Origin of the sequence: Pelosinus propionicus DSM 13327 (assembly GCF_900114615.1) — a bacterium.
Classification (GTDB): domain Bacteria; phylum Bacillota; class Negativicutes; order DSM-13327; family DSM-13327; genus Pelosinus; species Pelosinus propionicus.
Map to the genome: position 1 here is coordinate 1 of NZ_FOTS01000037.1, position 24,351 is coordinate 24,351.

A 24,351-nucleotide genomic window follows, 5' to 3' on the forward strand; every position below is an offset into this window, starting at 1 on the left:
GAAAGAAAACCATCGATTTAGAAGATTCTTGCTGCGTGGCAAGCAAAGCGTTAGGACTGAATTCTTGTTCTTGGCGATGGGCTATAACTTAAATAAACTACATAACAAAATACAGCAACAACGGTGCGGAAAAATGCTACACGAAAAAAAGACCGCCTAAAAGGTTGCAGGCACAGCAATTTATGAGGGGCATAATGCTCCTCTAGCTTTGCTATGCCTACTTTACTCCACTTAATTCGCAAAAAAGAGAAAATACCCTATTCGGTTAGGGATACAAAGAAAGAGCTATCTCAAATAGGTTTTAAAAACCTATTTTGAGACAGCTCCTTCTATCTAAAGAAGCAGTTAGATAGAAAAATCACTCATAATCTTTTGACCATACGTTTTTTGCCAATCTTCCGTAAACGTATTCACACTCCAATCTGTTAATGGATGACAGAATAATTTGCTAAAAACATCTTCATTGACCGTTACTGCTTGGGTTCCAGCTAAGCAAATTTTTTGAATTTGCTCTGTATTTTTAAAGCTTGCAGCTAGGACCTGGGTCTGTAATTGATACGTTTGAAAGATGGTAACAATATCAGCTACTACGTTTACTCCATTGCCAGAAATGTTATCAATGCGATTTACATAGGGAGCAACATAGCTGGCTCCTGCTTTAGCTGCCATTAATGCCTGTTGGGGAGTGAATACTGCTGTAGCGGTGACTTTAATGTTTCGTTCTGTAAGGTATTTCATTGCTTTGTAACCTTCGGGAATAACAGGGATTTTTACATAGATGTTCCCTTGAAAAGTAGTATGCAAGAACTCCGCTTCTTTGATAATTTGTTCGGCATCTTGATTGATCACTTGCGCATGCAAGGTTTTTTTATCACCTAAAATAGAACGTATTTCTTGTAAAACATCGATATAGTGTATCTTTTGTTTTGATAGAATACTAGGGTTCGTTGTAACGCCGTCTATGACGTAGGTGTCATTAGCTTTTTTTATAAAATCAATATCGGCAGTATCTAGTAAGATTTTCATTAGACATACCTCCTGAAATATAATATAAAATACAACGAGGAGCTTTTGATGCTCCTCGCTAGAAACGATTTATAACACTATAAAGATACTAGCCTCTATATTTCTTGTCAATATCAGCCACTAAATTAATTTTTGGAGTCGAAGAGCCAGGCGTGAACTCGGAGGAAAGCCAGGTCTTGGTAATCACTTTAGCTAGTTCTGGACCGATGACTCTAGCTCCCATTGTGATGATTTGAGCATTGTTGCTTTTAATGGACCTTTCAGCAGAAAATGTATCATGACATAAGGCTGCATAAATACCAGGGACTTTATTAGCAGTAATGCACATTCCAATACCTGTTCCACATAGCAGCATACCTCTAACGGATTCGCCTTTTTTAACGCTTTCAGCTACTGTTTCAGCAATATTAGGATAAAAGGTTGAATCATCTGTAGAAGGAATTCCGAAATCTTTTACTTCATGTCCTAGTTCTTCCATATATTTTTTAAGGATATTTTTTAATTCAAAAGCAGCATTGTCACAACCAATTGCAATTTTCATTACTTTCACCTCATAAATTAATTATTTTTATCGAGATTGTCTTTTCGAGAATAACTCCTTTCTTTGAAAATTTTGAATTATTTGAAAGTGATTTTTATATCACTTCATTTCTTTAGACAATCATATTATGCAGTTCTAAAAAAGAAATAAAAGAAAAACATTTTATCTCTGTCTATATTCTGTAATTTACGTTTTCTTTCGACTTATTAGTTATTTCTTTCTTTTGGTTTTATTATATGAAAAAACAGAATGATCGTCAATAGGTATTAATCAAATTTTACAGCTAATAATAAGAAAAAAATTATTAAAAATAATAAAAAGAAAGAAAAAGAAACAAAAAAGTGCTATAATTAAAATAGATTTAAAGAAAAAATAGGGGTAAAAATCGAAAAATAAAAAGGATGGGAGATGTTAAGCATGATGAAAGCAGCAGTATTTTATGGTCCGCAAAATGTAAAATTTGAGAATCGAGAAATACCTAATATCGACAAGGGGGATATTCTTATCCGAGTAAAATATTGTGCAATTTGTGGAACTGATGTAAGGATTTATAATTTTGGTCAGGCTAATGTAACTCCTCCAAGGATTACGGGCCACGAATTGACTGGAATCATAGAAAATATTGGGAGTGAAGTAGAGGGATATCATGTTGGAGACAAGGTGCTGGTAGTTCCTCAAATGACTTGCGGGAAATGTCATTACTGTTTGCAGGGTAAGAGCAATCTTTGTGAAGAAGTATTATTGTTTGGCTATTCTCTTGATGGTGGTTTTGCTGAATATATAAAAATACCTGCTCAAGGTGTAAATCGAGGAAATGTGATAAAACTGGATGATACTGCTGATCTGGTGGATGCTACTCTTACAGAACCTTTATCTTGCGTTATTAATGGTCAAGAGCATTTGCAGATTGGCATCGGCGATGAAGTTTTAGTCATTGGGGCAGGGGCAATTGGTGCTATGCATGTGGCCTTGGCTAAAGCAAAGGGGGCAGCAAAAATTGTTCTTGCAGATGTAGAGCAGGATCGGCTGGAACTTGCGGGAAAATGTGGAGCAGATTATCTTATTAATTCAAAAAAAGTAGATCTTATTCAAGAGGTAATGTCTCTAACTAATGGCAAGGGGGTCGATGTCGCAATTACTGCTTGTTCAGTTCCAATTGCGCAGTCACAAGGTCTGCAAGTTTTAAAGAAAGGCGGAAGACTTAGCTTATTTGCAGGTTTGCCCAAAGATCATGCTATAAATCCTTTAGATATGAATCTTGTTCACTATAAAGAAATATCTGTTTATGGAGCCTATGCATCAACGATACCTCAGCATATGACAGCTTATCAGTTGTTGGCTAAGAATATCGTAGATGGGAAGAAAATCATTACCAATGTTTTACCAGTGGAACAGCTGATTGAAGGATTTGGTATGGTGAAAAAAGGAGAAGGATTAAAAATTGTAGTAGAATTATAAAAATACTGATATACGATCATTCTTATTCATTATTATTTGAATCGTGCTATAATTGCTATCTTGACGTACGTGGAGGTATGTATATGTTAGTGAATACTAGTCAGATGCTTGCAATGGCAAAAAAATATAAATATGGTATCGCTCAGGCAAATGCATGGGATTTACAAAGTTTAAGAGCGATTATTCGCGCCAGTCAGAACTGCACATGCCCTATTATAGTTGGCTTAGCGGAAATACATTTTAAATATATCAGTCCAGAAGAATTAGCCCAATTAGCATCTTTATATGCAAGTAAAATGCAAACGCCGCTAGCGTTGCATTTAGACCATGGTATGTCTTATGAGACCATAGTTAAAGCAATTAGATCCGGATTTACTTCTGTAATGATTGATGCATCGGGTTTACCTTATGAAGAAAATGTTAAAATAACCTCAGAAATTGTAAAGCTTGGGCATGCTTGCAATGTTACAGTGGAAGCAGAGCTGGGGCATGTCGGAATTGGTCTTGAGTATAATGACAGTAATGCAGATTTTTTTACAAATCCTAAACAAGCTAAGGATTTTGTTGATAGAACGGGGATTGATTCCTTAGCTGTAGCGATTGGTACTGCTCATGGAGAATATAATGGCATACCTAGGTTAGATTTTGATAGGCTTATTGAAATTGCTAAGATGGTTGATGTTCCGTTAGTTTTGCACGGCGGATCTGGGACAGGGGACGACTTACTATATAAGGCGGTCAAGTCTGGCATAAGTAAAGTGAATATTTGTACAGATCTTATGAATAAGGCAGCTAGTGAGGTCCAAAAACAACAGAAAAATTTAAACTATGCTGATTTAGGCATTATAGGAGAAGAAGCTATCATACAGTGTTTAGAGCATTATTTTGAAATATTTGAATGTGTTGGCCGTGCTGGGGATGTGCAGTATGTAAGAAGGTTCCAAATGATTGAAGCTGACGATGAGAAGGGCTTCGCGTAGCGAAATCATTTGAGAAATGAAACCATATTTGAAGATATTGAAAAATTGCAATAACAAAAAACACTATTTGTCATAAAGAACAAATAGTGTTTTTGTTATTACAGCATTACTCGCCAATTAGAACATCAATATTCATATTTCGTAATTGTGCAATTATTTCTGCTGGTGCATTGTTATCGGTAATAAGAATATCCATCTGCTCAGTAGCAGCAAATGAAGCCAGAGAAGAAGTATCGAATTTACTGGAATCCATGAGAGTAACCAATTTGGCTGAAGACTCAACCATTCGTTTTTTCAGGTCTACCTCATATACATTGAAATCCATCAGTCCATCCTTAATCGTAAAACCGCTGGCTGAGGTAAACATGATATCAATTTTAAGCTGATTTAAGATGTTGGTTCCTAATGTTCCCTCAAGTGCTGTTGAGCCAACTCGGATAACTCCCCCAAGCAGAATTACTGTTATTAAAGGATTATCTCGCAGTTCGAGGGCTGTATAGATGCCATTCGTAATTACTGTTAATCGTACTGGCATGGTTTTTAATAGTTTAGCAAATTCGCGTATAGTGGAACTTCCATCTAAAAGAATACATTGTCCATTGGTAACCAACTCAGCTGCTCTTTTGGCAATGTCTGATTTTTGGTTTTGATTTTTTTGCTCTCGCACCGAAAAAAAGTTTTCAGGATCAACTTGTTCGGAGATAATAGCACCACCGTGAAACCGTTTAATGAGACCTTCTTCTTCCATTGTTTTCAAGTCGTTGCGCAGAGTTACCTCTGTAACGCCCGAAAATGATGACAATTCTTTTACTGTAGCTTTTCCTTGGCTACTAAGGAATTCGAGAATTTTTTTTCTTCTTTCAATTAAAAACATAGTTTCTCCTTGTTGATCGCTTATCAAGTTTACGTTATAAGCAAAATATATATAATCTAGCCGATGATCATGGCTAAAGGTGAATCCCCTAAAAGTTGTATATTTACAATTATAGCTATCATAGCAAAAACCAAGAAAACAATCAATACCAGATTTATTAAAAGAAGAAATAATAAAAAATAAAAAGAAAAAGAAACAATAAACGACAACAAAAGAAATATAAAAATAATAAAATGATTGACAAAATGAAAACTGGTGATAAAATGAAAATAAGAAATTACATTTTAATGTGTATCTTAACTCTTATTAAAATTATGTAAAAGGGGAGATTTTGATGAAAATATTTATTGATACAGCAAATGTTAGTGACATTGCTAAAGCAAATGATCTGGGAGTTATTCGCGGAGTTACTACCAATCCTTCCTTAATAGCAAAAGAAGGACGTAATTTTCAAGAGGTTGTACAAGAGATATGCGCGATTGTCGATGGGCCTATTAGTGCTGAAGTAATTAGCCTCGAAGCAGATAAAATGGTGGAAGAAGCATTGCCGTTAGCTGCATTAAATCCTAATATTGTTATTAAAATTCCTATGACAATTGAAGGTTTAAAAGCAGTTAAGCAATTATCAGCAAAAGGTATTAAAACAAATGTTACATTGATCTTCTCTTCCAATCAAGCCTTGTTAGCTGCATCTGCAGGCGCCAGCTATGTGAGCCCTTTCATCGGACGTTTAGAAGATATTAATGAAGATGGTTTAAAAGTGGTTGAAGAAATTGCTGCTATTTTTAAGATTTATGGTTTTAAAACAGAAATTATTGCTGCAAGTATTCGCACGGTGCGCCATGCCACGCAAGCAGCCTTAGCGGGTGCTCATATTGGTACAATGCCTTATAGTGTAATTGAACAGATGGCTAAACATCCCTTAACTGACGCAGGTATTAGCCAATTTTTAGCTGATTGGGAAAAAGTTAAAAATAAATAATTACAGGCCAAAGGAGCAATGCGGCCTTAATTGGCCGTATCTCAATATTGCGATACTTGGGAGGTATTAAAAATAGAGTGAATATTGAAGTAATTGATAGTTTGACGGAGAAAACATGGAATATTCGTAAAAATATTGTTCGTATGATTACACAAGCACAATCGGGCCATCCGGGCGGTTCCCTATCGGCAGTAGAAATTCTGACCTATTTATATTTTAAAGAGATGAATATTGATCCTTCAAATAGTAAGGACCCTAATCGGGATCGATTTGTATTAAGTAAAGGACATGCGGCACCTGTATTATATGCTACGCTAGCAGAAAGAGGTTTCTTTTCTACGGATGAGTTATTAACCTTGCGTAAGATCAATAGCCGCCTGCAAGGACATCCTGATATGAAAGGAATACCTGGAGTGGACATGTCTACAGGTTCTTTGGGACAAGGACTGAGTGCTGCAGCTGGAATGGCTTTAGCAGGTAAAATCGATGGCAATGCTTACCGTGTCTTTGCATTGCTGGGAGATGGCGAACTAGAAGAAGGGCAAATCTGGGAAGCGGCTATGTTTGCAGCGCATTACAAGCTGAATAATCTTACCATTTTTATTGATTTTAACGGTCTCCAAATTGACGGATCAATTTCTGAAGTACTCTCACCTTTGCCTATTCCTGAAAAATGGCGCGCCTTTGGCTGGAATGTTCTTGAAATTAATGGTCATGACATCCAAGAAATTCATTGTGCTGTTCAAAGTGGCAAAGCATTTCAAGATAAGCCGACTGCAATTATCGCTACTACCATTAAGGGAAAATGTATCAGAAAGATGGAGAATGTAGCAGAATGGCATGGGAAAGCTCCAACGATTAGTGAATGTGAAGAGTTTTTATTTGAACTGTCAAGGGGAGGGCTATAGAAATGGCAAAAGCTACACGAGAGGCCTACGGTGAGGCACTGGAAAAAATGGGTGGCCTTTGCTCTGATATTGTAGTGCTAGATGCGGATTTATCCAAATCAACGAAAACCTGCGTATTTGCTAAGAGTTATCCTGAACGCTTTTTTAACGTTGGCATTGCAGAGCAGAATTTAGCTGGGGTTGCTGCAGGGTTGGCAGCAGCAGGGAAAATTCCATTTATCTCAACATTTGCTATGTTTGCCAGCGGGCGTGCTTATGAACAAATACGCAATTCGATTTGTTATCCGAAATTGAATGTTAAAATTGCAGCCACTCATGCAGGTTTAACAGTCGGAGAAGATGGGGCATCCCACCAGTCGATTGAAGATATTTCCTTAATGCGCAGTATTCCCAATATGACGGTTTTAGTACCTGCTGATGGTATTGAAACTCACCAAGCAATACGATTTGCTGCTGAGTATGATGGACCCGTATATATTCGCTTAGGGCGTATGGCAGTACCTGATTTATTTACAGAAGAGTATAAATTTGAACATGGAAAAGCTGTTTGCTTAGTCGAAGGGACAGATGCAACAATTGTAGCAACAGGAATTATGGTTCATATTGCTAAAGAAGCTGCTGAACAGCTGCGAGCAGAAGGCTGCAATGTTAAAGTATTAAATATTCATACAATAAAGCCGATTGATAAAGAGGCAATTGTAAATGCAGCAAAGCAGACAGGGGCCATTGTTACTTGTGAGGAGCACAGCATTATTGGAGGGCTCTCCAGTGCGGTAGCAGAAGTGTTAGTAGAAAATTGTCCTGTACCAATGGAACGTGTTGGAGTATGTGATACTTTCGGTGAATCAGGTATTCCAAAAGATCTTTTGAAAAAGTATGGACTTACGGTGGATGATGTGATATCGGCTGTTAAGAAAGTTATTGCTAGAAAAGCATAGATTATTATTTTTTGAAAAGGAGAGGAATTATAAAAATGGAGCTCACTTTGCAAATTAAAAATAAGGCAGGACTACATGCAAGACCTGCGGCTATGTTTGCTCAAAAATGTTCAACATTTAAGTCCAGTATAACGATTGTAAAAGAAAATAAGCAGGCTAATGGTAAAAGTCTGATTAATCTTATGGGATTAAGTATAAAACAAGGAGATACAATCACACTCAAAATTGATGGGTCTGATGCTGCTGATGCAGGTGCTGCATTGAAGAAAATTGTGGATGATAAATTTGGTGAAGAGTGATGGCTTAGCTGGAGGAGATGGAATTACCATTGCCTCAGGAAGTATTATGAGTCAAAACGCAAAAGAAAAGAACCGATTCTTAGCGGCACAGCAGGCGGCTGAAGCAGAAATTACCATTTTGCAGCAGTTAAATGGAAAAGATAGCGAGGCAGAAGTTTTAGCTGTTTATAAGGAATTAGTGAGTGCTCGATCCTTGAGCAATTCTATTGTGACTTTTATTAATCAGAATTTTGCTAGTGCAGAAACTGCTGTGGAACATACTGTAGATGAAATTATATCCATGCTAATTCTTCTCGAAAATGATTATATGCTGCAACGTGCAGTAAATATTGAAGAGATTGGCAATCGTTTATTACATCATTTGCAGAGACCTGAGAGTTAATTTTAAATCATTTTACTGAAATAGCTAGAAACCTTATTAAAGGTTTCTAGCTATTTCAGTATAACTATTTTGAAAAATAGTAAAGGAGAAGATGTTTATTATTAACGATACGTTGAGGCATAATTTACATTGCCTGTTCCACGAACTCCAGTAATATTCCAACCATCTTGGTTTCTAACGAGATCGATTCTAAAAGTTTGATTGGTGTTTTGTTTTACAACTTGAACTGTGGCACGATTACTTGATTGAGAAAGAAGTGTAAAAGAATCGCGGTTTGCATCAAATCCATACCTAGATGCCAAATCTTTAGCAACAGTTATAGGGCTGGTTTGGTAATTAGCATAGTCATAACTGTCATAATAGCGATTGCCGTCATTGCTATAATAGATTTGACCATCTTTATACAATGCCCGGTTATCATTAGAGCTAGGCCAGCTATGATTGTGCCTATGCCAGCCATTTCGATTGTTATACCGGGTGTCATATTTACCGTCTCTGTTGTGAAATCTAGTATCATACTTACTGCCATTATTGCCATCATAGCGGGTGTCATAGCTAGCACTGGCGTAAGTTCCTCTTGTAGTCGTATTTTTATGACCATCACCATTATAACGGGTGTCATAACTAGAACCATTGTTATATCTAGTATCATAACTAGAACCACTGTTATATCGGGTATCATAGCTGGCACTGGTATTATGTCTGGGAGCGTAAGTGGCATTGTTGTCTGCTCTAGTAACATTATGATTACTGCTGCCATTATATCGAGTGTCATAGCTGGAACCACTGTTAGATCTTGTGCTGTAACGGGAACTATCATTATACTTGGTATCATAGCTAGCACTTGCTTTAGAAGTATCTGTTGCTGTCTGTTCTATTTTTATGGGATGAATATTAGGATTTTCTGCTGCAAAGGTGGTAGCAGGAAGAGCAGTACCTGCAGCACCTGTCATGATAGCAGCGCCTGCTAAGGCGGCAGCATACTTTTTATATTTTCCACGGAGCATTTTTCGTTTAGATGATTTTCTTTCCATACGTATCCTCCTCCTTTGATTTTATTTTTAGTCTTCCAAAAATCCAGAATCAAAATTCATGGAAATTTAAACTAGATTACATGTATTAAGATTTAAATTTTATTTATTAATCGAACAGAAATAGTTATTGAAAAACAGAGAGAATATAATTATGAAGTATTTTAGATCGATTTTCATGGCTGGTATTTCTAGACGTTTTATGTATAATGCCAATTATTTTTATTGATTGTATTGATGTAACGTAATGAAGAAGGAATTTATCAAATAATTCATTTCGTTATAAATTGAGCTGATATGGAAGCTTTGGCTTGTACATTCAAAAAAAATGTGAGGCTCCCTTTTTTTGTAAGCATAATTAAACCTCTTATAGTAGTTTGTTTCATCTACCATAAGAGGTGTTTTTGAGAATTCATATTCTGAACATGCTTCATACCAATGAGGAATCTTTTTGGTTGTCATCAAGTCTGTGGGCGGAGGGGAAGGCGGTTTGCAGACATGTTTCATGATTAAAGTCTGCTATTTCAATTTGGATCGTGGTATGGTTAATTTGAAACTGATCCCGGATAATGTTAATTGCCTCTCGCAGAATAATTTGGGCATCTTTATTCACTTCAATTAACAGATGGCAGGTTAGTGAGTCACGGCCTGAAGTAATTGTCCAGATGTGCAAGTCGTGGACGTCTTGAACACCATCAATACATCGTAAGGACTCTCTTACTTCCAGCCAATTGATTGTAGGGGGCGTTCCTTCTAGCAAGATGTTCACCGATTCATTAATGATATTCCATGCACTTTTTAGAATTAACAATGCAACAATAACGCTGATGATAGGATCAGCTGTATACCAAGAGAAGTAATACATCAATACTCCTGCAATTATGGCTCCGACAGAACCGAGGGCATCACCTAGAATGTGGAGATATGCACTGCGAAGATTAATGCTATTACTCATATCACCTTTTTTCAGCAGTACAAGAGCACTTAATAAGTTGGCGATCAGGCCAAACGCAGCAATGGAAATCATGTAAGGACTATTGATTGATGGAGGTGCGAAAAAACGCCCGTAGGCCTCCCAAATAATCAAGCTGGCAATCAGAAATAAGGTCAAACCATTGAAGAAAGCAGCTAGTATTTCAAACCGATAAAACCCATAGGTCTTTTGCGGTGAAGGTGGCTTAAGCGCAAAAATCATTGCAAACAGACTCAATCCTAGTGAGGTCGTGTCACTTAGCATGTGTCCTGCGTCAGAGAGCAAGGCGAGGCTATTTGTAAACAATCCTCCTAGAAATTCAAATACCATAATACTTGCAGTGATAATTAATGATATTATGAGAGCAGTACGGTTGTTTTTTCCATGAAGAGGTCCTTCATGACTATGTCCATGATATTGACCCATATAATGTCTCCTTGTGTAGTATTAAAGTTTCCATTTTTTACTTTTGCCGATGACTTTTATTTACATTATATCACAAAGTAGGATGGCGCTTCTTGACGGATATCCCATTTCTCTTTACAATAAGGAAAAGATCATAAATTGCTGTTAGACATTAGTAAAAGTGCAGGCACTATTTGTCGTAAAGAGGAATAGTGCTTTTTGTTATTTTTATTTTGCTTACCTATACTGTAAAAAAGGATTGATAAAATGAATTGTAACTCACAAGATCAAGAGAGTGTAATAAAAGATAAGGGAAAATCCTCTGTCTTATGGATTGCTTTCCTCTTAGGAGCGCTGGCTTCATTTGGGCCATTATCCATTGACATGTATTTACCGGCTCTGCCGAATTTGGTTATTGAACTAAATTCCAGTACTTCTTTAGCGCAGTTGAGTTTAACGGCGTGTTTACTGGGAATTGCCTTGGGTCAATTATTTGTAGGACCTCTTAGTGATGTATTAGGCCGCAGAAGGCCGCTGTTAGTTGGATTATGTATATATGTTGTCTCGTCCTTGTTATGTATGTTTGCTACTACGATTTGGATGTTTATCGCGATGCGTTTTATTCAAGGGTTAGCAGGATCAGCTGGAATTGTTATCTCACGAGCCATTGTAAGAGATCTTTATTCAGGATCGGAAATGACAAGGTTTTTTTCTCTGCTTATGTTAGTGAATGGGGCAGCTCCTATTATGGCACCAATCTTAGGTGGGCAGGTTTTGCAGGTCGCCTCATGGCGGGGAATTTTTTTAGTGCTATTTGCTGTAGGAGTGGTCATGCTATTGGCTATACTTTTTGGCTTGAAAGAAACTCTGCCCTTAAGCCGCCGTTCAAAAGGGGGGCTAAAGAATACGGTTCTTACCTTTCGCGAATTAATAAAAAACCGAACATTTATGGGATATGCATTAGGACAGGGGTTTGTAATGGCTGGAATGTTTGCTTATATCTCTGGTTCACCTTTTATTTTGCAAAATATCTTTGGAGTGTCACCTCAAATGTTTAGTCTTCTCTTTGGAATTAACAGCATTGGTATTATTATTGCTGGACAAATTACAGGGCGATTAGCTGGACGTATTCCCGAGAAGAAGCTTTTGGTTACGGGGTTATCTCTTTCCTTCATAGGAGGAATTTTGCTGCTGATCATGATAGTAATCGGTGGAGGGCTTTACTCGGTTTTACTTCCTTTATTTGTAGTAGTTTCGAGTGTTGGAATTGTTGGCACAAGCAGTTTTTCTTTAGCGATGCAGGATCAGGCAAAAGCGGCAGGCAGCGCAGCGGCTCTTATTGGAGTTTTATCTTTCATTTTTGGAGGACTGATGGCACCGATTGTTGGCATCGGTGGAAGTTATACTGCACTTCCGATGGGAATTACGATTGCTATAACTGAAGGCGCTGCAGTGTTATCGTATTTCTTACTAGTCAGAAGTACATAACTTTCTATAAATATTGTTAGCTTAGCCACTTAAAAGAGAGTTACTCTTTTAAGTGGCTATTTTCCATAGACATAATACAAGCAATACGCGAGTTATTGCATATGTACCGAGTAATTCTTATAATAGCCATTATAAATTGGTCAGATAGGCAGGGGTGTAGTGTGTAGATGTAGAAACCTGTTAATTATTGAATAAGTATAATGAGAATACGATTGGAGTTAATAGGTTAAGGGATGATCAAAATTATTTGAGGAGATGAAAGGTCAATGATTCAGCAAGCTGAGCGCATGGAAGGATTGACATCAGCAATTTTTTCCCAACTAGAGGTACTGCAGAAGAAGGCCGCAGCCTCTGGGGTGGATATCATTCAACTTTCTATTGGAAACCCAGATATGGCTCCGGCACCTCATATTGTAGAAGCCATGAAACAGGCAGTGGAGTGCGGCGATAATTACGGTTATACATTATCAAAAGGTAAGCCGGAACTTTTGCAGGCGATTGCCGAGTGGTATGATAAAAAATTTAATGTGCAATTAGATCCTAGCACAGAAATTCACTCTCTAATTGGCTCTCAGGAAGGTTTGGCTCATATAGGGCTTTGTCTTGTTAACCCAGGAGATGTAGTGCTTGTACCGGATCCAGGGTACCCTATCTTTAGTACTGGTCCACACATTGCTGGTGCCCAATTGCATAAAATGTGTTTAACCTCTGAGAACAATTACCTGCCTGATTTAGACCAGATTAGCGAAGAGATTTTAAAGCGTACCAAACTAATGATTTTAAATTATCCTAATAATCCATTAGCAGCGACAGCAACACGTGAGTTTTATGAAAAAGTTGTGGCATTGGCACATCGGTATGAGTTTGTGGTGTGTAGTGACTTTGCTTATAGTGAACTGGTCTTTGATGATTATCGTCCAGAGAGTTTTTTAAGTATTCCAGGGGCTAAAGAAATCGGTATCGAGTTTAATTCCCTATCCAAAAGCTATAACATGTGCGGCTGTCGTATTGCGTATGTTGTTGGTAATTCTGAGGTTATATCGCTGCTAGGGCGTCTAAAATCAAATTTTGACTATGGTATATTTGCGCCTGTGCAGTTTGCTGCTATTGCTGCGTTGACAGGTCCTCAGGATTGTGTAAGAGAAACGGCTGCAGCTTATCAGCGTCGTCGTGATATTATTGTGGATGGTTTCAACAGTATAGGATGGCATGTGGAACGTCCAAAAGCGTCCATGTATATATGGGCTAAGGTGCCAACAAAGCAAAGTTCGTTTGATTTTGCCGTTGACCTGCTCAATCATACAGGTGTAGCAGTAGTGCCGGGGAAAGCCTTTGGTGACTGCGGGGAGGGCTTTGTCAGAATTGCTTTAGTACAGCCTGAAGAGAGATTAATGGTAGCAGTAGCAAGAATAAAGGAATGGTTTCAGGTTCATATAGAGTCCGAGAAAAAGAGATGAAATCAGAATATAACAACAATAATAAAACTAACTTAAATGTATTGCAATGCATAAAAACATGATGTATAATCAGAACAAGTTAAGTTAATGATGTTTAAGTTGTCTTTGGTTAAGAGTACAACGAAGTGCCGACCGAATGCCTGTGTGCGTTCGGTCGGCTATTATTTTTATAAGGGGGTGAGTATAGTGTCAGATGATAGCACATTTGTTTTGACAGGATTGCAGTTAATGATTATGGGGGATGTAGAGGCGGATCCGCCAGACGGATCAATTGGGTTTACTAGAAATTCGTATTGGGTTGAAAAAAAGCAGGCTACTATTGTTTCTGAGACTATCCCTCCTGTTACAAGTAATAAATTTGCGGATGAAAAACGTAAAAATCTATTAATGGCGATCTGTTTGAAGTATCCATTCTGGAATGATTTTCGTATATTGAATTTTTTAAATAAGCGCAGTATTTCTATGACAATGAAAGAATTAGGAGATCTGCGCAGAGAATGTGGTATTGAAAGCAAAGAAGAAGTTTGTCTGGAGTTAATGCGGCTCTATTTTAATAATGAAATAGAGTTAGACAAAACGCAAGTACAGTTTATCGAAAGGCTCAATCCGGCATTTCGCGATCGAAATTTCCTGGCAAACAGACCTGGTGAATTACTTGTATATGAATGTGTCTTTTTCCGAAGGTTAAATAAAATGTTTTATCTTCATTTAGTATTTGATTTATTTAATGGCTATGCTTTTGGCAAGATAAGTCGCCGTTGCTCAGGAGAAATAGGTTTAAAGCTGCTGCAAGAAAAAATTGTTCCCTTTTATCGCAGCAGAGGTTATGAGATTCATGGGATTTTACATTCTGTCAAATCGACTCGAGATCATTGGGAAGCAGAAGAAGCCAAAATTAAGGACAGTATTGTAGCGATGGGTATCGAGTGGCTAGAGCCTAAGCATGAGTTTGGGATCATACAATGTTTTCAGCGAGATTTTTTAGATCACTTTTTCAGTAATGCAGAAGCACTTGACGTACCGGTATTAATCATTCAGCCAGCTTTTGATCGATGGATGATAAAATATAATGCCTCCTGTCCTTTTCATCAAAGGCGTGATCTCTTAGGTTATACGGATGAGTTAGAGAGTACAGGCAGGATATCTTTGGAAGCCAAATGTAATTAAGTTTAAGAAAGCCCTAAAAATAATAAAAGCTTCATGAGTATTCGTGGTACTCATGAAGCAAAGCAAAGCCTTTTATGGTATTCGTGGTACCTATAAAGGGGAGTAGAAATTCAAGTTCCAGTGGCGCTAGGTTTATTTCGTTTACCCATTTTTCGTATACCAATGATTTTATTATTAATTAAAGGGGGTGATTTTATAGGAGAACACGATAAAATGCTTCATGAGTATTCGTGGTACCCATGAAGCTAGGCAAACTTTTTAATCCCAGTGGCACTAGGCTCATTTAATTTACCCGTAAATAGTATAACACTCTGTTCCTCTTTTTTCAACAAAGAGAATAAAAAAAGTAAAGGTGGTTTTTGAAAATGACAAGAAAAATTGCAATATATGGTAAAGGCGGAATTGGCAAGTCTACTACGCAGCAAAACACTGCAGGAGCAATGGCACATTTTTACGATCAAAAAGTATTTATCCATGGCTGTGATCCAAAGGCTGATTCTACTCGACTGATTCTTGGCGGAATGAATCAAAAAACATTAATGGATATGCTGCGTGATGAAGGCGAAGAAAAAATTACTACTGATAAAGTTGTAAAAGATGGATTTTTGGGAATTCGTTGCGTCGAATCTGGTGGTCCGGAACCTGGGGTTGGATGCGCTGGTCGTGGTGTAATTACAGCAATTGATCTCATGGAGAAAAATGGAGCTTATACATCTGATTTAGACTTTGTATTTTTTGATGTACTTGGTGACGTTGTATGTGGTGGTTTTGCGATGCCGATCCGAGATGGCAAAGCACAAGAAGTATATATCGTTGCTTCTGGAGAAATGATGGCCATCTATGCCGCCAATAATATTTGCAAAGGTCTTGTGAAATATGCAAAACAAAGTGGAGTTCGTCTTGGCGGAGTCATTTGCAATAGCCGTAAAGTTGATAAAGAAAGAGAATTTTTGGAAGAATTTACAGCTGCAATCGGCACACAAATGATTCACTTTGTACCTCGTGACAATATTGTTCAAAAAGCTGAATTCAACAAAAAAACAGTTGTTGAATATGATGCGGAATGTAACCAAGCATTAGAATATGGAGAACTGGCACGCAAGATTATCGAAAATAAGAATTTTGTGATTCCTAAACCTCTCAGTATGGATGAATTAGAAGCCATGGTTGTTAAATACGGTATTGCTGATTAATTGACTAACAAAAAAAATAGGGGGAGAACACATATATGATTATGGTTAGAGCAATTGTTAGACCAGATAAAAAAGAAGTGGTTCTTGACGAACTTTCCAGCGCTGGGTTTCATGCTGCTACTGTAGTAGATGTTGTAGGCCGTGGTAAGCAAAAAGGGATTAAGTTTGGCGATATTATATATGATGAAATTCCAAAAAGTCTTATTATGTTAGTCATTCAAGATGAAGATAAAGATGATGTACTAGATGTGATTATTCGCCATGCTAAGACTGGTGAAGAAGGTGCTTTTGGCGACGGGAAGATATTTATAAGTGCTACGGATGAAGTATATACCGTTTCCAGCGGCGTTGCTGGGTTATAGGGAGGCGGTGTTATGAAAGAAATCATAGCTGTAGTAAGGATCAATAAGGTCGGTGCTACCAAAAAAGCTTTGGTACAAGCAGGGGCTGCCGGTTTTACAGCCTTAAAGGTCATGGGGCGAGGCAGGTTAGTTGAGGACAAAGCTGTAATTGCTGAACGTAGAGCAACCCTATTAGCCTTAGCTCAGAAAGATGATTATAATACAGAAAAACTGATAACCGAATTCTTAGACGGGACTCGTTTATTCCCTCGCAGGATGTTTACTGTTTTAGCCCATGATGAAGATGTGTCAAAGATTGTCAAGGCCATCATTGAAGCCAACCGGACGGATTACAATGTTGGTGATGGGAAAATCTTTGTATTGCCGGTGCTTGATGCAGTAAGAGTTAGAACGAAGGAATCTGGAGATGCGGCAATATAGTAAGATTACAGCACTGTGAAGATTATGCGATCAAAATGAAGGAGGAACCAATCATGCCATATCATAAATTTAAATGTAGCGAGTGTATTCCTGAAAGAGAAAAGCACGCTGTTGTAAAAGGTCCCGGTGAGGATTTGACATCGGCTCTTCCTCTTGGATATCTTAACACAATTCCGGGGTCAATCTCAGAACGGGGCTGCGCCTATTGTGGAGCAAAACATGTTATCGGTACGCCGATGAAAGATGTTATTCATATGAGCCATGGACCGGTGGGATGTACCTACGATACTTGGCAGACCAAACGTTATATCAGTGATAATGATAATTTCCAGCTTAAATATACCTATGCCACGGATATGAAGGAAAAACATATTATATTTGGTGCCGAAAAATTGCTGAAGCAAAATATTATTGAAGCATTTAAAGCCTTTCCCGATATTAAACGGATGACACTTTATCAAACTTGTGCTTCCGCACTGATCGGTGATGATATCAATGCCGTTGCAGCAGAAGTGATGGAGGAAATGCCCGAAGTTGATATCTTCGTTTGTAACGCTCCTGGTTTCGGGGGACCGAGCCAGTCAGGAGGGCATCATAAAATTAATATTGCCTGGATCAATCAAAAGGTAGGGAATGTGGAACCCAAAATCACCAGTGAGTATGTTATCAATTATGTGGGCGAGTATAACATTCAAGGTGATCAGGAAGTTATGGTGGACTATTTCAGAAGAATGGGTATTCAGGTTCTTTCTACCTTTACAGGTAATGGATCCTACGACGACCTTAGAGCGATGCACCGAGCCCACCTTAATGTACTGGAATGTGCCCGCTCTGCCGAATATATTTGTAATGAGCTTAGAGTACGATATGGGACGCCTCGGCTTGATATTGACGGATTTGGTTTTGAAGCATTGTCATCGTCCCTTAGAAAGGTTGGATTATTCTTCGGAATCGAGGACAGGGCTCAGGCTATCATCGATGAAGAAACCGCCAGATGGAAACCAGAGCTGGATTGGTACAAAGAGCGTTTAAAAGGTAAAAAAGTATGTCTCTGGCCAGGTGGTTCTAAACTTTGGCACTGGGCTCATGCCATCCATGCCGAAATGGGGGTTGAAGTTGTCTCCGTGTATACGAAATTTGGTCATCAAGGCGATATGGAAAAAGGAATTGCCCGGTGTGAAGAAGGTGCTCTCGCTATTGATGATCCTAATGAATTAGAAGCACTGGAAGCTATGGAAATGCTAAAACCTGACATCATATTCACCGGGAAGCGTCCAGGAGAAGTTGCCAAAAAACTCCGGGTTCCCTATCTCAATGCCCATGCGTATCATAATGGTCCATATAAAGGCTTTGAAGGTTGGGTCAGGTTTGCCAGAGATATCTATAATGGGATTTATTCTCCCATTCATCAGCTTTCCTTCATAGATATCAGCAAAGATGAGATATCTACCGATACTAAATTCTTAACCCAAAAGATGATCTCCGATGTAAATTTGAGTGAAGAGGTAGCTTGTTCCAAGGATCTGAGAGAATATACAGGTAAATATGAAACCATTACAGCATTGCGTAACAAGACGTATCCCGATTTTCCAGCGCAAAAAAAACTCTCAGTGGTGTAAGGGAGGATAGTTATGGAGGATATGATGAAAGACAGAGTTGAGCAACTAGTAGATTATATTATGAAAAATTGTTTGTGGCAGTTTCACTCCCGTGCTTGGGACAGAGAAAAGCAAAATGAGGGTATCCTGACTAAAACCATGCAGATATTATGCGAAGAACCTGTTGAAAAAGAAACTCCCATGGATAAAGTGCATTGGGTGGATGCCGTATGCTTGGCGGATGCTTTTAAAGAGCATTATTCTTGGTTGGCTGCATTAGACAAAGGGGAAATTAAACTGCTCATGCAGGGACTCAAAGAGCGTATGGATTATTTAACGATAACAGGATCTCTTAATGCAGAGCTCACCGATCCTCACTATTAAAGTGTATAAATAAGAACTGTGCCGTCACGGCGGACGCAAAATGAAACGAAAAGGAAGGAGTATTTCTATGCAATGTGAAGTGAAAAATAAAGAGCGTGCCGGCGTTATCAATCCAATATTAACATGCCAGCCTTGTGGCGCGCAGTATGCCAGTATAGGAATAAAAGAATGCATTGGGATTGTTCATGGAGGTCAGGGCTGCGTTATGTTCGTCCGCCTGCTGTTCTCTCAGCATTTTAAAGAGAGCTTTGAGCTTGCATCTTCTTCCCTCCATGAGGATGGTGCAGTGTTCGGTGCTACCCATCGTGTGGAAGAAGCAGTAGATGTGCTTTTGATGCGGTATCCTCATGTGAAAGTGATACCCATTATCTCCACCTGTTCAACGGAAGTTATTGGCGATGATATTGATGGCGTCGTTTTAAAGCTGAATAACGGGCTTTTAAAAGAAAAATATGCAGGTCGGGAGGTTCATCTCATTCCCATTCATTCCCCTAGTTTTAAGGGGAGTATGGTGAGCGGCTACGATGTTGCAGTAAAGGATATTGTAAGTCATTTTGCAAAAAAAGATAAACCAAACGGGAAAATTAACCTGTTCACTGGATGGGTGAATCCGGGGGATGTAACAGCAATTAAACATCTTCTATCAGAAATGCAGGTAGATGCCACTGTTCTTTTTGAAATCGAAAGCTTTGATTCTCCTCTGATGCCAGACGGCAACTCGGTCTCCTATGGTAATACGACAATTGAGGATCTAACCGAAACAGCGGATGCCCTGGGGACGATCGCGCTAAACAGGTACGAAGGCGGCCAAGCTGCTCAATACCTTGAAAATGAATTTGACATTCCGACTATCATTGGGCCGACTCCGATCGGCATCCGCAATACGGACATCTTTCTTCAAAATGTAAAGAAAATGACCGGCAAACCAATTCCTGCGTCTCTTGTTCGGGAGCGTGGTATTGCTCTTGATGCACTGACGGATCTTACCCATATGTTTTTCGCTGATAAGAAAGTCGCTATCTACGGGAATGCTGATCTTGTTATTGGTCTTGCAGAGTTCTGTCTTGATCTGGAGATGAAACCAGTGTTGCTCCTGTTGGGTGATGATAATACGTCCTACCCCGACGATCCTCGTATTAAAGCACTTCAGGCAAATGTTTCCTTTCAGATGGAAGTTATTATGAATGCAGATTTGTGGGAGTTGGAAAACCGGATTAAGAACGAAGGACTTGAACTGGATCTGATTCTGGGCCACTCTAAGGGACGGTTTATCTCTATCGATTACAATATTCCCATGGTACGTGTAGGTTTCCCCACTTACGACCGTGCAGGACTGCATCGCCATCCAGTTGTCGGCTACGCAGGTGCCACGTGGTTGGGGGAAGAAATGGCAAATACGCTGTTTACCGACATGGAATACAAGAAAAACAAGGAATGGGTTCTCAATGTTTGGTAAGGCACATGTAAGACATCGTATTTTGAACAAGCAATGAATGTAGAATATACTCCATTATTTTGTGAGATTCTGCCAGTTCCTGATTTGTATCAGGTTCTGGCAGAATCATTAAAAAGAGGATGGAATAGAAGACTAATATGAAAGAGGTTTGAGGTGAAAAATATGGATTGCCCAGGTTCAACGTCGGATACAAAAATGCAAACGGCTGCTGCTATATTGGAGAAAACCCAGAAGCATCCTTGTTACTCCTTTGACGCTCATCAAAAATTTGCTAGGATGCATCTGCCTGTTGCACCCTACTGTAATATTAGCTGTAATTATTGTAATCGTAAATTTGATTGTGTAAATGAGAGTCGCCCAGGTGTAACCAGTGAAATACTTACGCCGCAAGCGGCCCAAAAAAAGTTTGACAGAGTACGTGAAAAGGTTGGAGAGCTTAGTGTAGTAGGGATTGCTGGACCTGGGGATGCTTTAGCAGATTGGGAAAATACACGGCAGACCATAGCCTTGATTCGTAAAGAAAATCCGCAGATTGTTTTTTGTCTTTCAACAAATGGCTTGCTATTGCCTGAGTATGCCCAGGAGATTATAGAACTTGGTGTGACCCATGTTACAGTAACAGTAAATTGCTTAGATCCTGTGATTGGTGCGAAAATTTATAAACATATTAATTTCAAAGGGCAGCATTATGAAGGGGAAGCAGGCGTAAAGATTCTGATTGAAAATCAATTAGCTGGTATTGAAAAGCTCACAAGCCAGGGGATCATTGTAAAAATTAATATTGTAATGTTAAAAGGCATCAATGATCATCATATTCCAGAAGTTGTTAAAAAAATGAAGGAGCTTGGTGTTTATATTACCAATATCATGCCTTTGATTCCAGCACCCGGCAGTGTGTTTGAAAATTTCCCCCAAACTACCATGAAAGATGTCAATGAGATGAGAAATTCCTGTGAATTAGATGTCATGCAGATGCGCCACTGTAAACAATGCCGTGCAGATGCTATCGGATTGCTTGGTGAGGATCGTTCTCAAGAATTTCGGGATCATGAGGAATCCGTTACGTCTTTATCAGCAAGCACTGAACAAGAAAAAAAAATTAAAGTGGCTGTAACTTCAAAACAAGGGAAATTGGTTAATTTACATTTTGGTCATGCAACAGAGTTTTTGATTTATGAAATCGCTGGGACAGCGATTTCTCTTACAGAAACTCGTCAAGTTGATAAATACTGCTTAGGTATGGACGAATGCGAGGAAGAGCAGTCACGGCGTAAGGCATTGATTGATACAATTGCAGATTGTGATGCCGTACTTACCATGCGGATTGGTTATCATGCCCAGCAGAGGCTTCTGGAACATGGCATTGTCAGTGTAGAATATTGTGATACTGTTGAACAGGGATTACTGTTTGCTCAGCAACAGTTAATGTAGGAAGCGGTATTTAAATTTGGAAGGAGAGTAATTCAAATGAGACAGATGGTTATGGTATCTGATCAGACGATCAATGAAGCATTACGCTTAGGCACATCAATGGCTGATATTGAGTTGATGATTCCTATTTTGGAAAAATATGAAATAACAAACATCGATGTATCACTGCGTTATTTGCCAAGTGATGATGTTCCTAAACAGATCCTTCTAAATCCCTTGCTGCGCTGCAAAATTCACTCTTCCTTGGGAGAAATAGCAAAGGTCAAACAAATGGGATTTTCAAAAGTAATTGTTTCCTGGTTTCATCAGCAGTCTCAGTTATCATTGGATCAACTTGCAGACGCATTAGCGGCAGTCCAGGAATTTGCTCAGGAAATCTATTTATGTATTGAAAATGCAGAAGATCTCTCTATATCTGAGCTGACTTCCTATTGGCCGCTGCTCTCTCGTTATCGGGTAAAACGATTTATTTATCAAGATGTGAGAAGTAGTCTGGAACCTTTGGGTATTTGCCGAAAATTAGAGAGCTTGCAGCAGACAGTACCTTGTCCCATGGAATTTCATGGACATAATACCTATGGATTAGCTACTGCCAATAGTTTGGCAGCGTTAAGGTCAGGAGTTCAATATGTGGCAGTAGCAGTGAGTGGTATTGGATCGCCAAACCATGCTGCCATGGAAGAAGTTCTGATGGCCGTGAAGCATTTATGGAAACAAGATCAAGTGCCGTCAGGAAGTTCCTTGACTGCAGATTGTATAGAGATATTGTCTTATATGGGGATTTCGCTTCCCGTTGATAAGGCGTTGATTGGGCGCGATGTATTTGCTCATGAATCGGGAATACATGTAGATGGTATTACCAAAAACCCGCTGCTTTATGAAGTCATTCAACCAGAGGAAGTGGGGCAAACCAGGCAATTGATCATTGGTAAGCATTCAGGAACTGCGTCTCTTAAAATAAAATTTTTGCAATGGAATTTAGAATTGGATCAGACAGAAGCCTTAGAGCTATTAGAAAAAGTCAGGAGACTTGCATCTGTACAAAAAAGACCCTTATCTGATTTACAATTGCATCAACTCTATTGGCAGAGAAATCAAATGGATCACAGTCAATTGGGGTAGCTGGCAAGGGAAAGGAGGAGTGTATCATGGATAGTAAAGCGGGATTCCAACTTGTCGACACTACCTTTCGTGACGGTGAGCAGTCAGCAGGAGTAGTTTTTTCTACTGAGGAAAAAATAAATATGGCGATTGCTCTTGATCGAGCTGGTGTTACCTGGATTGAGGCTGGTACTCCAGCAATGGGGCAAGAAGAACAAGAAACCCTGCGTTCTCTTTTGGCATTACCTTTGCGGGCAACCCTAATTGCTTGGAATCGGGCAGAATTGGCGGATATTCGCGCATCTTTGGACTGTGGCTTTTCGTGTATTCATGTTTCATTACCAGTATCTGATTTGCATATATCCCAGAAGCTGAAAAAAGATCGTGAATGGGTGATTCAGCAATTGAGGACGGCATTGCAGCTAGTGCACAGTTATGGTTGTACCATTACTGTGGGGGCGGAAGACACTTCAAGAGCAGATTCGGATTTTTTCTTGCAATTTGCTGATGTTGCTGCGCAATATGGGGCTACGAGAATTCGATTCGCCGATACGGTAGGTTGCTTGGATCCGTTTATGACATTCGATCGTTTGCAGAATATAGTCAAAAGATGTTCCCTGCCCATTGAGTTTCATGGTCATAATGATTTTGGTCTGGCTACAGCAAATACCTTAGCAGCTTTTCAGGCTGGAGTTCAGTTTGCAAGTGTTACCTTAGCAGGGATTGGAGAACGGGCGGGAAATGCATCCTTAGAGGAGGTTGTGGCTTCCTTGGAAAAGTTTTATGGGTATCATTGCGGCATTGAAGCAAGTCATTTAAGTTCATTAGCTGATTTAGTTGCAAAGGCAAGCAACAGACCCTTGTTTCCTTATCGTCCGGTGGTAGGATCCGTTTGCCGAATGACTATGCAGTAGTAAATACAAAAAAGAGGAGAAAAATATGAAAAATATCGCTCATCATTATTTCGCCTATGGTTCGAATATGAATTTAGCGCAAATGCAGCAACGATGTTTGAACCCTAAAGTACTTGGAATTGCTCGTTTACCTAATTACAGAGCCGAATTTTATGGATATTCTGCCATATGGGACGGAGGACAGGAAACGGTAGTTACTGATTTTGATTCAGAAGTTTGGGGTGTGTTATATGAATTGCAGTTTTCTGATTGCGAACAATTAGACTTTTATGTAGATGCTCGTTTTGATGGAACAGGACAGTATTTTCACTATCCCTTGGATGTAATCGATAGTGAGCAAAGAGCAATCGATGCTGTGATTTATAAAAAAGATAAAGGCGGCGAAAAGACATCTCCTAGTGCAGAATATTTAAAATTCATTATTGAAGGTGCAAAAGAACAAGGCTTACCGGAAGGGTATATAACACTATTGCAGAATAGAATAAACAGGCCGGCTGCTTATGCAGTGCCCCTAGTGAGAAAGTCGAAGTTCAGTTATATGAACCTAACTTGTGGCGATTGTGGTGAATAAGAATCTCTTTAA

General features: G+C 39.0%; 26 protein-coding genes. 21 read left to right on the top strand and 5 right to left on the bottom strand.

Going from position 1 to position 24,351, the window contains the following annotated elements:
* The coding region (locus BMZ99_RS27610) for a transposase (RefSeq protein ID WP_175490603.1) at positions 1-160 on the top strand (160 nt) is incomplete at its 5' end.
* A 185-nt stretch (positions 161-345) separates the two neighbouring features.
* Here BMZ99_RS27610 and BMZ99_RS17530 read toward each other — a convergent pair.
* Positions 346-1,026, bottom strand: a complete 681-nt coding sequence (locus tag BMZ99_RS17530; RefSeq protein WP_090940239.1) for a transaldolase family protein — start codon at positions 1,024-1,026, stop codon at positions 346-348.
* An 88-nt stretch (positions 1,027-1,114) separates the two neighbouring features.
* The gene (locus BMZ99_RS17535) at positions 1,115-1,567 is read right to left on the bottom strand and encodes an RpiB/LacA/LacB family sugar-phosphate isomerase (RefSeq protein WP_090940242.1); all 453 of its coding nucleotides are present in this window, start codon (positions 1,565-1,567) and stop codon (positions 1,115-1,117) included.
* 417 nt (positions 1,568-1,984) lie between these two features.
* Between BMZ99_RS17535 and BMZ99_RS17540 the strand changes: the two genes are divergently transcribed.
* Positions 1,985-3,025, top strand: a complete 1,041-nt coding sequence (locus BMZ99_RS17540) for a zinc-dependent dehydrogenase (RefSeq protein WP_090940244.1) — start codon at positions 1,985-1,987, stop codon at positions 3,023-3,025.
* Positions 3,026-3,108: 83 nt separating this feature from the next.
* Complete coding sequence (locus tag BMZ99_RS17545) at positions 3,109-4,005, top strand: class II fructose-bisphosphate aldolase (protein ID WP_175490604.1); 897 nt, start codon at positions 3,109-3,111, stop codon at positions 4,003-4,005.
* 106 nt (positions 4,006-4,111) lie between these two features.
* Here BMZ99_RS17545 and BMZ99_RS17550 read toward each other — a convergent pair whose 3' ends face one another.
* Positions 4,112-4,879, bottom strand: a complete 768-nt coding sequence (locus BMZ99_RS17550; RefSeq protein ID WP_090940250.1) for a DeoR/GlpR family DNA-binding transcription regulator — start codon at positions 4,877-4,879, stop codon at positions 4,112-4,114.
* Between the two features lie 334 nt (positions 4,880-5,213).
* Here BMZ99_RS17550 and fsa point away from each other — a divergent pair, with 334 nt between their 5' ends.
* The 5 genes from fsa (at position 5,214) to BMZ99_RS17575 (ending at position 8,388) form a co-directional block, all read left to right on the top strand.
* The gene (gene fsa, locus BMZ99_RS17555; protein ID WP_090940253.1) at positions 5,214-5,861 is read left to right on the top strand and encodes a fructose-6-phosphate aldolase; all 648 of its coding nucleotides are present in this window, start codon (positions 5,214-5,216) and stop codon (positions 5,859-5,861) included.
* Positions 5,862-5,938: 77 nt separating this feature from the next.
* Positions 5,939-6,769 (top strand): transketolase, encoded by an 831-nt coding sequence (locus tag BMZ99_RS17560; protein WP_090940256.1) that lies wholly within the window; start codon positions 5,939-5,941, stop codon positions 6,767-6,769.
* A 2-nt stretch (positions 6,770-6,771) separates the two neighbouring features.
* On the top strand, positions 6,772-7,707 hold the full coding sequence (locus BMZ99_RS17565; RefSeq protein ID WP_090940261.1) for a transketolase family protein: 936 nt from the start codon (positions 6,772-6,774) through the stop codon (positions 7,705-7,707).
* Positions 7,708-7,742: 35 nt separating this feature from the next.
* Complete coding sequence (locus BMZ99_RS17570; RefSeq protein ID WP_090940264.1) at positions 7,743-8,006, top strand: HPr family phosphocarrier protein; 264 nt, start codon at positions 7,743-7,745, stop codon at positions 8,004-8,006.
* Positions 7,984-8,388: a phosphoenolpyruvate-utilizing N-terminal domain-containing protein gene (locus tag BMZ99_RS17575; RefSeq protein WP_245755035.1), complete on the top strand. Its 405-nt coding sequence runs from the start codon at positions 7,984-7,986 to the stop codon at positions 8,386-8,388. Before BMZ99_RS17570 ends, BMZ99_RS17575 begins: the two co-directional genes overlap by 23 nt.
* A gap of 101 nt (positions 8,389-8,489) precedes the next feature.
* Here BMZ99_RS17575 and BMZ99_RS17580 read toward each other — a convergent pair whose 3' ends face one another.
* Together BMZ99_RS17580 and BMZ99_RS17585 are read right to left on the bottom strand one after the other, a co-directional pair.
* Positions 8,490-9,422 (bottom strand): hypothetical protein, encoded by a 933-nt coding sequence (locus BMZ99_RS17580; protein WP_090940267.1) that lies wholly within the window; start codon positions 9,420-9,422, stop codon positions 8,490-8,492.
* 427 nt (positions 9,423-9,849) lie between these two features.
* Positions 9,850-10,818 (bottom strand): cation diffusion facilitator family transporter, encoded by a 969-nt coding sequence (locus BMZ99_RS17585; RefSeq protein WP_090940269.1) that lies wholly within the window; start codon positions 10,816-10,818, stop codon positions 9,850-9,852.
* A gap of 246 nt (positions 10,819-11,064) precedes the next feature.
* Between BMZ99_RS17585 and BMZ99_RS17590 the strand changes: the two genes are divergently transcribed.
* From BMZ99_RS17590 to BMZ99_RS17650, 13 genes are all read left to right on the top strand, one after another.
* The gene (locus tag BMZ99_RS17590) at positions 11,065-12,285 is read left to right on the top strand and encodes a multidrug effflux MFS transporter (RefSeq protein WP_090940272.1); all 1,221 of its coding nucleotides are present in this window, start codon (positions 11,065-11,067) and stop codon (positions 12,283-12,285) included.
* Positions 12,286-12,551: 266 nt separating this feature from the next.
* Complete coding sequence (locus BMZ99_RS17595) at positions 12,552-13,742, top strand: aminotransferase class I/II-fold pyridoxal phosphate-dependent enzyme (protein ID WP_090940274.1); 1,191 nt, start codon at positions 12,552-12,554, stop codon at positions 13,740-13,742.
* 186 nt (positions 13,743-13,928) lie between these two features.
* Positions 13,929-14,909 (top strand): hypothetical protein, encoded by a 981-nt coding sequence (locus BMZ99_RS17600; RefSeq protein ID WP_090940278.1) that lies wholly within the window; start codon positions 13,929-13,931, stop codon positions 14,907-14,909.
* Positions 14,910-15,274: 365 nt separating this feature from the next.
* On the top strand, positions 15,275-16,102 hold the full coding sequence (gene nifH, locus BMZ99_RS17605; RefSeq protein WP_090940281.1) for a nitrogenase iron protein: 828 nt from the start codon (positions 15,275-15,277) through the stop codon (positions 16,100-16,102).
* 35 nt (positions 16,103-16,137) lie between these two features.
* Positions 16,138-16,464 carry a P-II family nitrogen regulator gene (locus BMZ99_RS17610; RefSeq protein WP_090940284.1) on the top strand — a complete coding sequence of 109 codons (327 nt, stop codon included), beginning with the start codon at positions 16,138-16,140 and terminating at the stop codon, positions 16,462-16,464.
* Positions 16,465-16,476: 12 nt separating this feature from the next.
* Positions 16,477-16,884: a P-II family nitrogen regulator gene (locus BMZ99_RS17615; RefSeq protein ID WP_090940286.1), complete on the top strand. Its 408-nt coding sequence runs from the start codon at positions 16,477-16,479 to the stop codon at positions 16,882-16,884.
* Positions 16,885-16,937: 53 nt separating this feature from the next.
* The gene (anfD, locus tag BMZ99_RS17620; protein WP_090940289.1) at positions 16,938-18,503 is read left to right on the top strand and encodes a nitrogenase iron-iron protein, alpha chain; all 1,566 of its coding nucleotides are present in this window, start codon (positions 16,938-16,940) and stop codon (positions 18,501-18,503) included.
* Between the two features lie 12 nt (positions 18,504-18,515).
* Positions 18,516-18,866 (top strand): Fe-only nitrogenase subunit delta, encoded by a 351-nt coding sequence (gene anfG, locus BMZ99_RS17625; protein WP_090940292.1) that lies wholly within the window; start codon positions 18,516-18,518, stop codon positions 18,864-18,866.
* Between the two features lie 67 nt (positions 18,867-18,933).
* Positions 18,934-20,322: a Fe-only nitrogenase subunit beta gene (anfK, locus tag BMZ99_RS17630; RefSeq protein ID WP_090940295.1), complete on the top strand. Its 1,389-nt coding sequence runs from the start codon at positions 18,934-18,936 to the stop codon at positions 20,320-20,322.
* A gap of 195 nt (positions 20,323-20,517) precedes the next feature.
* Complete coding sequence (gene nifB, locus BMZ99_RS17635; protein WP_407670197.1) at positions 20,518-21,753, top strand: nitrogenase cofactor biosynthesis protein NifB; 1,236 nt, start codon at positions 20,518-20,520, stop codon at positions 21,751-21,753.
* Between the two features lie 36 nt (positions 21,754-21,789).
* Positions 21,790-22,875, top strand: a complete 1,086-nt coding sequence (locus BMZ99_RS17640; protein WP_090940298.1) for a homocitrate synthase/isopropylmalate synthase family protein — start codon at positions 21,790-21,792, stop codon at positions 22,873-22,875.
* Positions 22,876-22,901: 26 nt separating this feature from the next.
* The gene (locus BMZ99_RS17645; protein WP_090940301.1) at positions 22,902-23,768 is read left to right on the top strand and encodes a beta/alpha barrel domain-containing protein; all 867 of its coding nucleotides are present in this window, start codon (positions 22,902-22,904) and stop codon (positions 23,766-23,768) included.
* Between the two features lie 25 nt (positions 23,769-23,793).
* Entirely contained in the window at positions 23,794-24,339 is a 546-nt protein-coding gene (locus BMZ99_RS17650) for a gamma-glutamylcyclotransferase family protein (protein WP_090940304.1), read from the top strand.
* Positions 24,340-24,351 lie beyond the last annotated feature (12 nt).